The organism is Legionella sainthelensi (assembly GCF_900637685.1).
GTDB lineage: Bacteria > Pseudomonadota > Gammaproteobacteria > Legionellales > Legionellaceae > Legionella > Legionella sainthelensi.
Window position 1 is genome coordinate 3,798,073 of the sequence record NZ_LR134388.1, and the last position, 14,111, is coordinate 3,812,183.

Here is a 14,111-nt window from a genome sequence, read left to right on the forward strand (position 1 = left end):
TCATAATCTACAAGAGTGTAAACTTTATTGAAAAATAAAAAAGCAAAGTGATCTTCCATATGGCAAAAACGATTCGGCAAAACTCTTTATTTCAAGTACTCTTAGTTTTTATTTTTTGGTTATCTTGCGACCTGGTTGTGAAACTTATCAAGCTCCCAGTGTCTGGAGGCGTATTGGGTTTGGGTATTGTTTTACTACTCTTAATGACAAAACATCTACAACTAGACAGCATAAAATCTGGAGCTCAATTACTCTTGGCAGATATGCTTCTTTTTTTTATTCCCGCGGTACTTGCAGTACTAGAGCATAAAGAGTTTATCGGATTCCTAGGGCTTAAAATATTCTTTGTTATTGTGCTTAGCACCCTGGCCGTAATGTTGATCACTGCCCTAGTTGTTGATTATTGCTACCATTGGAGAAATAACCATGCCAAGTCATATTCTCTCTGAGCCAGTCATACAAGCACTTTTCTGGTCAACTTTAACCATCACAATCTATTATATTTCCAAAAAACTATACAATAAATGGCCATTTTGGTGGCTTATGCCACTTACTTTCGCACCGCTCATTCTTGCAAGTCTTGTTTCTTTGCTTGATGTGAATTATCAAGATTATTTAAGCGGGACTAGATGGTTAGTGCAACTAATTGGACCTGCTACAGTTGCCTTTGCAATCCCCATTTATGAGCAACATGCACTCATTCGCCAGCATTGGCCAATACTTCTAATTGGCGTCATTGCTGGAAGTATCACTTCACTGTCATCAAGTTGGTTATTAGCCAGTCTTATAGGGCTTGATGAGCAAATACGATTAAGTTTAATACCGCACTCTATCAGCACACCCTTTGCTCTAGAGGCCTCGCGCAGCATTGGCGCCCCCGCTGAACTCACTGCATTATTCGTCGTCATTACCGGTATATTGGGAGCGATTATTGGCGATATTTTACTCAAATACGTATCATGTCATTCCTCCTTAGCTAAAGGTGCTCTTTTTGGAGCAGGAGCCCATTCCGCCGGGACAGCACAGGCACGTAAAATAGGAAATACTGAAGGTGCGATTGCTAGCCTGGTAATGATTTTATCAGGTTTATTCAATATAATCCTTCTCCCTTTTATGAATCACGTTCTAATGCGAGGATAAAATCATTTTAATTTTTTTATTTAAAGCAAACATCCACCTATACTCCATGAACACAATTTGAGTCTATTTTTCTTAAGTCTGCATTAAGATGTGCTCTATAAAAACTAACTCTCTTCTCTCTAAATCCAGTTTTCATTTGCAGTAAAAGCAATAGTTAGCCAGCGTTCTGGCGTATCTTCTCCAATAGCTGCCGCTATTTCATTACGAATTTCATCCAAGGCTTCAATGCTTGCAATTGGGTAGCTTTTAGGTACTACGATATGTATTTCAATAAATTGTGCACGTCCAATTTTTGCAACGTAACTTGTGTAGGTTTTGAAACCGCGCTGTTTGGTAAGTTCATCTAAAAACTCTCTTATTTTTTCATCAAGACCTAAGGGCGCCATGCGAAATATGTCTCGCATCGCATCACGAACCGCCCCCATAGGCACAAAAATCAAACAAGCAGAAAGAATCGCTAATATGAGTGGATCAATATAGGGTGTAAAATATCCGTAGGCTCCCCCATCCAACAAGGCTGCAATTCCAAATGCGATTAGGAGAGAAGATGAAATTAATGCTGACATTAACCAACTTTGAATATCTAATCGTAAAAATTCGGACTTAATGTGGCGGTTTTCTTTAATCAAATAAAAATACATCCCTGTCGATAAAAAAAACACCAAAAAAGCAAACACAAATGCCCAATCAAAATTCAGTTCATGCCCACCAGACATTAAACTGCCAATTGCGTTTACTAATGCATAGGCACAGAGCAGTATCAAAATACTACCATTCAAAACAAGTACCATAGGTTCCACATGCCAGTAACCATATTGAAATCTTCGACTTCCCTTACTGGTTAAAAGACGGGTAACAAAAAGGGCCAGAACTGACATAACCGTATCAACCATATTAAACATACCATCAAAGACAATAGCCAATGAACCTGATAATAAACCAAATAAAATACCTACTACGGCTAAGAGAAAGGTAACAGCTATTGATAGTTTAAGAGCTCGTCGTTCATGAAGTCCATCTGGCATTTTCATTTGGGTAATTTCCTGGTATTAAATAATGCGTTATGCACTGAGTGAGCTAGTGCCTCAACCTCATCTTATTTCAACATGTTATAATTTTACGCACATTAATTTTACGTCCTTTTAATTTTCCACTTTGTAAATATTGGTGCGCTTTATCTGCTTGGCTGTGGTGGATTGCAACATAGGAATGCGTGGCGGTGATGTTAATTTTTCCTACAGTATTTCCTGCCAGCCCTGCATCTTTGGTTAATGCCCCTAGGATGTCTCCGGGACGAATTTTATCTTTTTTACCGGACGAAAGACAAAGCGTAACCATTTCTGGCACTAGCCGAGCAGTATGGTGATTTTCTAATGTACTCATGTTTCCCCAGCTAATCGAATGCTGTAGGTTATCTTCAATGGCACAAATTCGTTGTGCATCTGCAGGTGTGGTAATACTTAAGGCAATGCCTTTACTTCCTGCGCGCCCAGTTCGACCAATACGATGAATATGGACATCGTGATCAAAAGCAAGATCAAAATTAATCACTGCAGAAAGTTCCTTTATATCAAGTCCCCGTGCTGCCACATCAGTGGCGACAAGAATAGAGCAACTATGATTGGCAAAACGTAACACAGCAAGATCACGATCAACTTGCTCCATATCACCATTTAAAGCGATAGCACTGAAACCCTCTTCGATGAGCTGGTCTGTGACCTCCACTGTTTGTTGCTTGGTATTACAGAAGATTAATGTTGAAGCGGGTCGATAGTGTAATAGTAATGACTTTAATAAGGGAAATTTCTGCGCTTGTTTCGTTACCTCATAAAAATATTCTTCAATATCAATTTCTCCAGAAGGAGTTTCGACATGAACTTCTTGCGGGTTCCTCATAAATTGTTTTGAAATCTGTTTGATTTCTTCAGGATAAGTCGCAGAAAAAAGTAAGGTTTGACGTTGTTGAGGACAAACCGAAATAATGCTTTTAATGTCATCAAAAAATCCCATATCCAACATTCTATCAGCCTCATCTAAAACTAAAGTTTTTACCTGGGATAAATCTAAAGAGGCGTTTTTTAAATGCTTAAGAACTCTCCCGGGTGTGCCTACAATAATATGGGCTCCATGTCTTAATGAATCAAGCTGAGGCTTCATAGGGATACCACCGGATAAATTAATAATTTTGACATTAGGCATCAAACAGGCTAATCGACGGGTAGCTTGGCTTACTTGTTCTGCCAGTTCACGGGTAGGACACAGCACTAAACCCTGCACGGCAAAAAAAGAAATTTTTAAATTATTTAATAGAGACAAAGCAAAAGCAGCGGTCTTTCCACTACCTGTTTTGGCTTGAGCAATAATATCTTCATTTCTAAGAATTAGAGGCAGGCTTTGCATTTGAATAGGAGTCATATTTTCATAGTTTGCAGCAGCAAGGCTTTTTATTAATTCTTGGCGAAGCGGGAGCAAAGAAAATGACATATATTGATCGGTATGTTTTGATTGAATCATGGAAATCGCTTATTTTTATAGAAGCAGGTAGATTAACATTTTTTAGTGCAATTTTAAATCAGTTTGTGTTGAGTTGACCAATCCAGTTTTGTGAGAGTTGTCTTTAATAACTTTTGTTGAATCTTTAACCTTAAAGTAGAGCGCCCGTTTAAAAGTAACCCGATAAAAATGAAACATCTTGGGTAGTGAGCAACAGTACAACCAGCTTGATTGGTGTTTATTGAATTTACATCTTAGATAAACTAAGATAAGTGTGCGCAATTTGATCATAACAAAAACAAAGGGTGTAAAAATGAAAAAAATTTTGTCGCTAACTGTCCTTTCCATTTTGATCAGCAGCTGTGCTTCTATTCCAGCTAATCCACAAGCAAACCGTGTTATTGCCTCTCCCAATCCTATACCCAAAGGCTGTAAATACTTAGGGCAAGTTGTTGGAAATCAAGGTAATTTCTTTACTGGAAGCTTTACTTCTAACCGTAACTTAGAAGAAGGTGCCATGAACGATCTTAAAAATAAAGCAGCAAAATTAGGTGCAAACTACATTCAATTAGTGACCAACCGTGCCGGAGTTACTGGTTCAATGAACGGTGCGTTTAATAGTCATGGTGGTTTTATGAGTGGCAGCTCGGAACAAACAAACGTTACCAACTTAGGAAATGCCTATCTGTGCCCACCAAAATCAATCGGATTGGACTAAATTTCGCTGATTCCCAGGTGCCCTAAAAATTGATTTTCCTTAGTACCTATTTAATTGGGTTGTTTTTTACACACTTATTCCACATTCTTAATTTGTCTTGAGTCAACATTGCCTGGTTGCTCTCGAATAAGGCTAAAAACAGGGCGAGCTTCCCTTGGATTCTACTGCTTGTTCGCCGAATCCAAGGGCACGCCGCTGGACATAATCAGCGATGTAGTCGGGGGGGAATTCGTCACTGGATTTTCACCCTCACTACTTACTAAAAATGGACATATTCATCCGTATGTCATTCTGGGGGTGTTCTACAGATAGAGAAATTCAGATATTGTCTCACATTGTGATAGACAAACAGTATATAATCACCAATATCTAATGTTTATAAAGTTAAATGATTACAACCAGGATGAGTAATGATTTTAGCTCTTTTTCTGCTCTTCGTGTCCGCTATAGCAATCTATATTTCCTGTGAATATTTTGTTAATGCCATAGAATGGGTTGGACATAAATTTAACATAAGTAAAAATGCTACCGGTACAATACTTGCAGCGTTTGGGACGGCCCTACCTGAAAGTGTAGTCACTTTCGTAGCCGTAGTATTTGGTAATACGCCGGCACAAAAGGAAATTGGCATTGGCGCCGCAATCGGCGGGCCTTTAGTATTATCAACCATCGCTTACTCTATTGTTGGATTGACGTTTTTTATCCAAAACCATTCAAGAAAACCATTGATATCTAAAACAACAGAGCTTCGTCTCGGACATGATCAGATCTGGTTTATGAAAATATTTGTAGTAAAAATTTTACTTGGGCTCGCTGTTTTTAGCTATAAACCATGGTTAGGAATAGGATTTCTGATCGCCTACGCTTTTTATGTAAAGCAGGAAATACAGGGGACGGATGATCCAGAACACCTGGATTTTTTAGAGCCCCTGAAAATAAGACCCCATGATGATAGTCCTTCACATAATTGGGCTTTATTGCAAACTCTTTTGTCGCTCATTGTTATTTTCATAAGCTCACATGTTTTTGTCCAGCAACTTGGAACGATAGGACCAGCTTTAGGCTTGCCTCCCCAGATGGTTGCTTTATTATTAAGTCCAATAGCTACAGAGCTTCCAGAAATATTAAACGCTATAATATGGGTTCGCCAAGGAAAACAAATACTCGCTTTAGCTAATATTAGTGGAGCAATGATGATTCAAGCGACCATTCCAAGCGCTTTAGGAATCTTTTTTACACCATGGATTTTAGATGCGGCGTCTTTGTGGGGAGCTGTAATTACATTATTATCAATTTGGGGGCTCTACCTCTTACTCCAAAAAAGTGAATTGACCAGCTCTCGTTTATCCTATTTTGGATTGTTTTATTTTCTATTTGCAATAGGGCTTTTTTCATTTAATACTGAAATTAATATTCTAAGCCAGTTGGCCAAGCAATGACTCTCTTTGAAATGATCAAAAGCACTCGTTATGCAAAATGAATCCAAATCAGTTTTATCACAACTCCCCATAAGTATTTGGACTTTAGGTTTTGTCAGCATGCTCATGGATATTTCATCTGAAATTATTCATAGTTTACTCCCTTTGTTTTTAACCACTGCCTTAGGCACAAGCACTTTTGTAATCGGAGTAATTGAAGGTTTAGGAGAATCAACATCACTCATTGTCAAAATATTTTCGGGCGCGCTAAGTGATTATTTGGGACAAAGAAAAGCTCTTGCTGTGATAGGTTATGCAATGGGGGCTATATCAAAACCATTGTTTGCCATAGCGTCTACAAGCAGTGTGGTTTTAGGCGCTCGTGTATTTGATAGAATAGGAAAAGGGGTGAGAGGAGCCCCTCGAGATGCGCTTGTTGCTGATATTGCACCCCATGAGTTAAGAGGCAGTGCTTTTGGACTTCGTCAAGCATTGGATACTGTAGGTGCGGTAATTGGTCCTTTATTGGCAGTCGCATTAATGATCCTTTTTGCAAATGATTTCCGAATTGTATTTTGGATAGCAGTCATTCCTGGCATCGTATCCGTTATGCTTCTTATTTTTGGAATCAAAGAACCTCGAACTCCTGTGCCATGTGAAAAACGTATCAATCCACTGAATCGTAAAAATTTATCTCGTTTAGATATGGCCTATTGGTGGCTTGTTATTATTGGTGCGATTTTCACGCTTGCTCGTTTTAGTGAGGCTTTTCTGGTGTTACGGGCTATTGATGTTGGAATGCCAATTGCTGTAGCTCCGATTGTAATGGTTATTATGAGCTTCACTTATGCTATTTCTGCTTATCCGTTTGGAAAACTTGCCGATCACATGAGTCATTCTAGACTATTAATGATGGGCATAGTTATTTTAAGTATTGCCGATGTATTGCTTGCAATAAATCACCATTGGACGACGCTCATAGCAGGTGTTTCGCTTTGGGGGATTCATATGGGGATGACACAAGGCTTACTGGCAACGATGGTCGCAGATATTTCTCCAGTGGATTTACGAGGAACCGCTTTTGGTTTCTTTAATTTAGCGAGTGGGTTGATGATGTTCGTCGCAAGTATGCTCGCAGGTTTTTTGTGGGAGCACTTTGGAGCATCAATTACATTTTATATGGGGGCTTTTTTTTGTGTGATTGCTCTAATTGGCCTAATTTTCAGCGGTATTAAATTAGGCTATCAGCTATAAAATTGATCTCATAATTAAACAAATATTTAAAGTTTGATTATGCGACGTTAATTTTAACTGGAACTTACAGGAGATAATAATTCCGGTAAAAAATAGGTTTTATTTGCCGTAATCCAGTCCAATAGTTTGCATCTTCATAACAAGCGTGTCGCTACCTCGTTAAAAATTCTGGGACATCCGAGTCCCCAGAATTCACTCGCCAACGCGACAGGTTAAAGGACGCGATATGCCTTCATTATAAAGGCAACGAAGTTGTTAAAACATGAAATTTGTATCCGAATACAACCCTATACCTGCCGATCTGATAACTGTGGTAGAACAGTTCAATTAACTCATTATATAATGCATATCAAGACAGATTGGAACTGAGCATTTACCTAAACGGTCCTATTCTCTAGGAGATGACTCTTATAGCCTGAACTCATTCATTGCTTGATTTAAAGTGAAAATTATGTGATATAATTTTACAAAATACGTCTATATTTAGAATCTTATGCCCAATTTTTTTCAAGAAGTATGCCAGCTTCCTGGTAAAGAAAAACTGAATGTGCACGCTCTATTAATCACAAAGCTCTCTAGTTATAATGCTGAATCAATTCAAGACAAACAATTTATCCGATCTATAGTTCCCGATATCAAAAACTTATTTCATAACCACGAACACTCTTTCATAACTCTTGCCTTTGTTTTAAAGCATCACTTAAAGCAAAATCCTGGGATTTCCCCCCCTCTTAAAACATTTATTAATCATGTGGTTGATGCAACAAAAAATCCCTCTTTTCAAAATTACTTTAAACAAAGTAAAATTAGTGCAGAAAACCTAGATTGTCGAATAGCTCGAATTTTTGAATCCAATCTTGCAATAAGAATGCTCCAAAATCCAAGCCCCGCAACATGGAGTTGTATCAATAAAGTAAGTAGCAATATTATTCAATTTATAGAAAAAAATTATGATGAGTTTCTCTTCAAGAAGTTTTTGGAGAATTTAGGACCTGATCTCGAAAATCCGGGGAAACCTAAACTTCCTTTAGCTTTTGGACGTTATCCAAATACCCCGGATATTAAGCAAATTATTGAAACACTAAAGGAAGAAAAAAATCTTGCCAGAATAATGTTAATTCATTTCATGTTCATGCGAAATGTTTATTGTCAAAGTGCTCTTGATTTAGAGATTCAAAATCAAATCAAAACCTTTGGCTACAAAGGGAGCTTAAAAGAGTTTATTTTAGAAAATGAAGGTATAGATACCGATATTGGCCCTTTTTTCTGGAGCTATACATCGTTTCCTTTATATAGCGACAGAGGTAGAGATAAATTTATACCTCAAGAATCTCAAAGATTAGGCATCTGTATCACCCCTGAAGATAGAGAAGAGTTCCCGTTATTTGAGACCTCATGGAATCCTGATTGTATTTGTCAAAAAGCAGATCTTCATTCAAGTTACACTCAATCCCTTATTAACCGGGAGATTCCGTATGTTGCTGGGCCTTCCGGAATGACATCACTGTTAAGTGCAAGCATGTTATTTATGGGGCAATTTGAAAGCATGGAAGAGCATCATCAATACATCTTGGCCATCATGTCATTTATTGTAGGAGGAGGGCTTCACAGTATTCACGAAGTGCTTACTGTCCCACATGAGCGATTAGGATTACTCGATGCCTATAAAATCGATGGACCCCATGCCGGCAACTACAACGATTTCTTTAGCTTATTTAGAGATAATGAAACAATCACCCAAAATATTAATCTTGCCTGGAAAGATACTATTCACTGGATGAGCAAAAAATATCCTGATCTTGTGCCCATCCAAAACTCCCCCCCCCCTAAAGAAGAAGGAATATTTGAAAAATTGAAAAACATATTCCATTTTTGCTTATAAAGAAGTCGATTTTCACCAAAAAAAGCCATTACCTAGGGATTTTACTTACATTTTTTAATCATAACCCTATTATCAAATAGCAGTCGACCGTCAAATTTAAATCAATTTGATTTATTTCGCCTCAGTGTATTATAATAAATTAAAGCCTAAATACATTTATGGGAGAACGCTGTGCCTAAATGGGAAGAACTACAAAGATCTCTATCATTAAACATCAATGCACCTTCTCAACACGATGTTAGCAAATTAGAATTATGGTATTTGCAGAATATCAGTCAACAACCCCCTTATAAAAGTTCTGCGACTATTGAAAAAAAATTAACCCTTCTCAAACAAGAAATTGTGACTTTTCTTAATTCAGTTGCTGATATTACTGCCACTAAAGCTTCGGAAAAATTTGACCATCTAGACGGTATGAATGCGCTACAATATGCCAGCAAAAAGGGATATGATGTATATCTGAAAAGCATTTTAGAAAAAGATAATCGAGCCATTAATCTTGCAACAGGTGCACAACTTACCCCATTGCATATTGCTGCACTTTATGGGCATCATTTTACGGTACAAATTTTACTCGAATTCGGAGCCTCCACTACGCTGAAGACTCGCCTGAGACAATCTCCAGCTCATCTGGCTTTATCCATGCCATCAACTGTTAATGCGGTAAATAAGATTGATATCATGGAGAAGAAAGAAGCTATATTTTGTGAGATATTAAAAAATAACCCTGGAATTATAACCGCAACTGATGACAGTGATAATACCCTAGCCCATATCGCAGCAGACAATGGATTTACTTCCATTTTGGAAGACATGCGTGCCCATCACCCTGGCGTGCTGAGATTGAAAAATTCAACTTCGCACAGCCCCCTTCATCGCGCAATTTTAAGCAACCAGGATCCGTGTATCCATGTTTTAATTCAAGATGAATCATTATTATCTATCTCAGATAAGGTCGGTCGATTACCAATTCATTATGCCGCTTTATCCGGTAAAGACTCTATATTGGAAAACCTTGCCAAAGAACCTTATCTAAACGCTCAAGATAATCAGCTAAAGACTCCTTTGATGCTCGCAGCAAGCCAAGGGCATATTGATAATGTAAAATTTCTGATCCAAAAAGGCGCGGATGTGAGCTTACAGGATCAATATGGAAAAGATGTCCTTTATTATGCAGTAATGTCATTAAACACTGAGCTGGTCAAATGGTTAATATTTAATGTAGATGAAATAGATATTAATCAACAAGATAAGTATGGAAGAACGGCGATAATGAGTTTATTACATGAAACAAAAAAAGAGGATATTGAATCTCAGATAATTAATGAATTAGTCGATGATTTTTTAAAAGCAGGGATTAAACTTGAGTTAACGGATAAATATGGTAACTCATTACAAAACTACATTGATAGCAGAGCTATTGTTAGTTTTAAAAATTAATTACTTCAGTAATTACAATGTCAGTACAGGGGTGCCCTATGATTAAAAAAGTTAAACTTTTTGATAAAAATGACCCACATGATACATATATCGATGACATTAATAGGGACCTAGAAAAATTAAATCGGTTAATTGGTATATATAACAAAGCCTCCCTCGCTAAGAAAGCGGAGGCATTATTACAAGTTCGTCAACAATTACTCAAAATTGATGCCAATGTTGGGGGCACAAGCGCGGTTGCCGCAATAATAATGAATTCATTTAATTACACTGAATTTTATCAAGATTTATCTCAGCAGATTAACCAGGAGCTTACTCATCTTGGTTGCCCTGGTCATAGTGCAAAACAAATAAATCAGTGGGATTTAGAAAATTGTAAAAAAACGGAGAGCATCCCTTCTGCCTTATTATTTAAAGAAGAAACCAAGCCTGGCTTCATTGCACGCATGTTTGGCTCACAAGTCTCAACACCCATTGCAACAGCAACTCGTTTATTGAGTGAAATTGATCCTAGACTGGTAGGTGAAAATACTGAGAAAAACTATTTTCAACTTTCTAAGTTAAAACATGCTCTACGGGATTTAATTGCCTCAGAAAGCATTTCAAACTCAGATAGAGCAACATTAAATAATCTCATTGCTAAAGTGAACAATCGTCTACACAATATTGTAGAAAATAATCCTCAATTACGTTCCCAAGTATATCCACCTCTAGGAACCAATCTAGCACAAGGCTTGAGTAATTTAAGTTATGAAAACGCACAAGATATTACAGGGTTTCTATCAGACCCAAGGAAGTTTAATGACGAAACGTTTCATCAAAAATTTGATGAGATTATACCTGGATTGGATAGATATTCTATAAAATATCTAGGTGGTGAAAATGCTAAAAACTATTTACTTACTGATAACGAAACAGGTGCGCGCCAAGTTTTAAAAATAACCCCTAATAAAGGTAACTCCCGAAAAGCTTATGAACGGATCAAAGAAACCTCTGTTAAAGATGGAATAGCAGAAATATATGCGACAAAGCATGCCATACAGCCTGGAAATTCCGGCTACGTCTACAGCCTGGAACTTACTGAGTTTTGCGCTAAAGGAGATGTGTTATCTCATGGCATGAAAGTACAAGATAAAATTTCCCTCATCCAAAAAGACATAGCTGGACTTATAGAAGAGTCCGATAAGGAAGCACTACACAAATTATATGAAGAATTTGGTTTGGCGGGGCAAGAAGAAGTTAACATTGAAGACAAACAAAAAATTCTTTCTCAATTAAAAGATACACAAATTTTAAATACAGTCAATATTTATGGGCAAATGACCGATATTTTCTTAAGATTTCAAGAAAATAATGCTTTTTTTCCAGATGCAAAACCAACTAACTTTTTAATCAATGAATTTGATCAGGTTCTTATTGCTGATACAAAAACCTTCTTAAATACTGAAGATGGTCTCGTTCATCCCAATAAAATACAAAAAGAAGGATTATTACAATATACACTTGGATTTCGTTCTCCACAATTCGAGAACGGGGATTCAAATGGTGACCCTTTCTCTGCAGACAAAGAACATGCCTATCTCATGGGATTAAGTTTATATTGCTATATAACTGGTACCGATATTAGCAAAGTTCCGAGGAACTCAAAAGATCATACTGCGTTTATGAATTTAGATAATGAAGTGTTTCAATCGCCTAAAGGTCAAAAATTTAAAGAATTGATTCAAGGCCTAACTAATCCTGATACAGATCTGCGTATCGGTATTCAGCAAGCAAAAGAAGCATTACAGGCTATTGCTCAGGAAGTTAAAGTTGAAAAGTCACCCTTTAAATCCAAAACCGAAGCCTACTTTTTTGCTTTGCACAACTTAATGGAGCTTGCCAAAACCACTGATAATGAACATGTTCAGCAAGCAATTAAGGAAATGAAAATTTTAATTGAAAATCATGAGCAGAATCCTAAAAATGCCGCTATCTTACTTACCTCTCTTGCATCCAAACTTGAGAGTGAAGAACAACAAACTCTATTACGCGACATTGCTTCAGCCATTCAAAATAGTGCTTATGAGCAAACAGCTCAGGAAAAATATGAAAACCCCTTAGCAAGGCGTTTTGAATCTGAAATGCAAATCGCCTTACTCAAAAATCCAACAGACAAAATGATGGAATCAGTGGGACATGTATCAAAAGCCCTGCTTAATGTGATTCAGCAAATGGAGGAACAAGGTTTTGATGATATACTATCGACTTTCGCCGAAAACTTGACTAGTCGTAAAGAACAAACAGGTTTTGGTTCGCAACCAGAACCAATTACAATGGATCAAGTAAAAGAAATTTTACAAAAAAATGATCCTAAGGACTTGAATCAAATCATGTTTATTCAGTTCTTATTTGCTCAAAAGCAAATGCGGAACTTACCTGAATCGGTGCTCCCTCCTAATCGTAATGAGCCCACAGGAAAAATGCTTGAGTTAGTTAAGGAATATAATGATGGGGAATATCGTGATAATCCTAAGGCATTTTTTGAAAACTTCGACAGTATGAAATTGAAATTTATTTCAGATAGAAAAATGTACGGTTCCGAATTATTTACTGCTGATCCAACTAGAGGCCGTCAGGGCCCACTCCCACAAACATTTTCCAGCCAAATGGGAGTTATGTTAGTGGGTCAAAACCAAGAGGGTTTAGATGTAGACAGATCCAGCTGGACCCCTGATGCCAAGTATCAAGGTGCCAATTTAGACTCTCCCTTTACCAGAGACTTGATTCAAAATGATGCAGTCTATGCAGCTGGCCCATCAGGCATGACTAGCCTATTTATGGGAATTATGGAAAATTACGGCAATTTTGGTAGTGTGGAAGAGAAGCAAAACTACCTGGCAGCAGTATCTGCCTATATGGTAAGTGGCGGTCTTCATAGTATACATGAGGTACTTGGCCCAGCTCAGTACGCACTTGATCTAATACCTGGCTATCAAGTATCACCACCAAGTAAAGATTCTGTGGCCAATCCACCTAATTTCCATCAATTTTACGAACAACAAATGAAATTAGATCCTCAATTTGAAGAAAGATATCAAAAAGGATGGGATAACATGATGAGCGCATATGCCCGCCAAAAAGAACAATTTGTTCATGCGCCTATATCCGGTATTTCCCAAGTTCAACAAAGGGTTGTAGCCCCAAAATCTAATGAAAATTCCTATGCAAATTTATCAGATGATAAAGTAAAAGAACTATTGCATAAAAATCCAGAGTTGAAACAAGTAACTACAAATCGTAGTTTCACAAGTAGCCGCATCTCAAAAAATAAAGATAATAAAGAGGCTTACATCCACCAAAATCTAATGAAAATAAACATCCACTATATGAAAGGTGAGACTACAAAATTAGAGGAGGCAGTGGATCTCTTATTAAAGACCGTATGTAAAACTAGAGGCCTTTTTCAATCCTATTCTACATCAACCAAATCAGCTCAAAATTTAACGGATGAAATATGTAAAAATGAGCGGTTAAGAAAAGCTCTAGGCATACAGGGAGATAACCCTAGCGATTGGAAAAAAGAAATAAAGCTCAAAATGGAAGCGGCGTGTAAAAACGACAGAATTGCCGTGCCAGATTTTTCACAAAATCCTGGTGTTGACATTCGGCATCATTAGCTAATGGAATTAATAGGTTATTATTGTTTGAAAAAATGACCTAATGTTACTAGAGTAAGTACTATATTTGAAGAAACGATAACATTTATTTATGTTCCACTCCATAG

General features: G+C 37.3%; 10 protein-coding genes. 8 read left to right on the forward strand and 2 right to left on the reverse strand.

The genetic code is table 11. The annotated features are described in order from the left end of the window. Positions 1-59: 59 nt before the first annotated feature. Complete coding sequence (locus EL220_RS16555; RefSeq protein WP_027272567.1) at positions 60-449, forward strand: CidA/LrgA family protein; 390 nt, start codon at positions 60-62, stop codon at positions 447-449. Next, the gene (locus EL220_RS16560) at positions 427-1,140 is read left to right on the forward strand and encodes an LrgB family protein (protein WP_027272566.1); all 714 of its coding nucleotides are present in this window, start codon (positions 427-429) and stop codon (positions 1,138-1,140) included. Before EL220_RS16555 ends, EL220_RS16560 begins: the two co-directional genes overlap by 23 nt. 119 nt (positions 1,141-1,259) lie before the next feature. On the opposite strand, the gene EL220_RS16565 is transcribed toward EL220_RS16560, so the two are convergent. Then, entirely contained in the window at positions 1,260-2,171 is a 912-nt protein-coding gene (locus EL220_RS16565) for a cation diffusion facilitator family transporter (protein ID WP_027272565.1), read from the reverse strand. 70 nt (positions 2,172-2,241) lie between these two features. Further along, the gene (gene dbpA / locus EL220_RS16570; RefSeq protein ID WP_027272564.1) at positions 2,242-3,654 is read right to left on the reverse strand and encodes an ATP-dependent RNA helicase DbpA; all 1,413 of its coding nucleotides are present in this window, start codon (positions 3,652-3,654) and stop codon (positions 2,242-2,244) included. Between the two features lie 292 nt (positions 3,655-3,946). Between dbpA and EL220_RS16575 the strand changes: the two genes are divergently transcribed. The 6 genes from EL220_RS16575 to EL220_RS16600 all read left to right on the forward strand — a co-directional run bounded on the left by EL220_RS16575 (position 3,947) and on the right by EL220_RS16600 (position 14,004). Beyond that, complete coding sequence (locus EL220_RS16575; protein ID WP_027272563.1) at positions 3,947-4,351, forward strand: DUF4156 domain-containing protein; 405 nt, start codon at positions 3,947-3,949, stop codon at positions 4,349-4,351. A 410-nt stretch (positions 4,352-4,761) separates the two neighbouring features. Continuing rightward, entirely contained in the window at positions 4,762-5,790 is a 1,029-nt protein-coding gene (locus tag EL220_RS16580) for a sodium:calcium antiporter (RefSeq protein WP_128130950.1), read from the forward strand. Between the two features lie 30 nt (positions 5,791-5,820). Then, entirely contained in the window at positions 5,821-7,023 is a 1,203-nt protein-coding gene (locus tag EL220_RS16585) for an MFS transporter (protein ID WP_027272561.1), read from the forward strand. A gap of 493 nt (positions 7,024-7,516) precedes the next feature. Beyond that, complete coding sequence (locus EL220_RS16590) at positions 7,517-8,905, forward strand: hypothetical protein (RefSeq protein ID WP_027272560.1); 1,389 nt, start codon at positions 7,517-7,519, stop codon at positions 8,903-8,905. A 171-nt stretch (positions 8,906-9,076) separates the two neighbouring features. Beyond that, a complete protein-coding gene (locus EL220_RS16595; protein ID WP_027272559.1) occupies positions 9,077-10,345 on the forward strand; it encodes an ankyrin repeat domain-containing protein in 1,269 nt (422 codons plus the stop codon). Between the two features lie 38 nt (positions 10,346-10,383). After that, positions 10,384-14,004: a protein kinase family protein gene (locus EL220_RS16600; RefSeq protein ID WP_027272558.1), complete on the forward strand. Its 3,621-nt coding sequence runs from the start codon at positions 10,384-10,386 to the stop codon at positions 14,002-14,004. The last annotated feature ends 107 nt before the right edge of the window (positions 14,005-14,111 follow it).